The sequence below is a fragment of the Kitasatospora sp. NPDC089509 genome (genome assembly GCF_044749365.1).
Taxonomy (GTDB): Bacteria; Actinomycetota; Actinomycetes; order Streptomycetales; family Streptomycetaceae; genus Kitasatospora.
Genome location: NZ_JBIVHS010000066.1, coordinates 1 through 1,069, shown reverse-complemented (window position 1 = coordinate 1,069; position 1,069 = coordinate 1). Strand labels below are relative to the sequence as shown.

Here is a 1,069-nt window from a genome sequence, read left to right as displayed (position 1 = left end):
TCGACCGACAGCGGGCGCAGCGCGTGCTCCAGCAGGTCGGTGGCGTTCAGCGCGTCGTGCAGGGTCGGCCGGGAGACGGCCGTGGGCAGGTAGTCACGGGTCCAGACGTGCTGGAGGGTGCGCAGGGCGCGCTCGCTGCGCAGCGCCGGGCTGAGCAGCCCGCGCCGGGCGAGGTCGGCGAAGCCGTACAGCTCGGTGCCGAAGTGGGTGGTGTAGACCGGGTCGAGGATGGAGTGGAGGAAGCGCTCGTACGCGTTGAGGAAGCGCCGCATCTCCTTGCCGCGCGGCGCCCGGGCCTCCGCGGCAGGGCCCCACAGGGGTGCGGTGGTGACCGACCGCACGTTGGCGGGCAGTTCCCAGGCCAGTGGTTCCTGGCCGGTCCCGGTGACGGCGATGACGTCGAAGTCGACGTCCGGCATGCCCTGGACGAGCTGGTCGCACCAGACGCTCACGCCGCCGTGCTGGTGCGGGTACGTCCCCTCGGTGAGCAGGGTGACGCGCATTCCTGTCCCCCCTCCTGTTCTTGCGTGGTCTGTCCGGCCTGGATGGTCGGAGCGGGAGCCGTGGCGGGGCCGGACCGGTTGCCCGGCCCGACCCCGCCAAGGGGTGCTGCGGGTTACCGGTGGCCGGAGTTACCGGCGCCGGTGGTGCCGTGCGAGGCCGTCCCCCCGGACGGCTTGCCGGTCTGGGCGCCGTTGCCCTGGGTGCCGGCGCCCGGCACGACGTCCTTGCCGGGAACCGGGGTTCCGCTGCCGGGGACGAGCGACTGGGCGGGCTTGCGGGTGACGTCGCTCGGGCCCACCGGGACGGGGGTGGCGACGCCCTGCGGCACGACCTTCTTGTCCGCCGGCGCCGGTGCCGGCACGGACTTGGCCGCGACGTTCGGCGTGACGGCGGCCGGTGCGGCCGGCGCGCTGCCGGAGGGGAGCTGCAGAACGACGCTGCTCTGCAGGGCGCCCGGGGACACCCAGCCCGAGAGCGTACCGGCGTAGGCCGAACCGAAGGCGGCCGTTCCGATGGCCATCTTCTGAGCAGTTCCGGTCGGCATGGTGGCCTGGACCTGAACACC

At 73.9% G+C, this 1,069-nt stretch carries 1 protein-coding gene and 1 pseudogene; both read right to left on the bottom strand.

Features of this window, described 5'->3' with window-relative positions; genetic code table 11:
* On the bottom strand, positions 1–503 hold a 503-nt coding region (locus ACIP4P_RS45095; RefSeq protein ID WP_400930355.1), incomplete at its 3' end, for a DUF3492 domain-containing protein.
* Positions 504–616: 113 nt separating this feature from the next.
* Positions 617–1,069 (bottom strand): annotated as a pseudogene (locus ACIP4P_RS45090) (hypothetical protein); the annotation flags it as partial.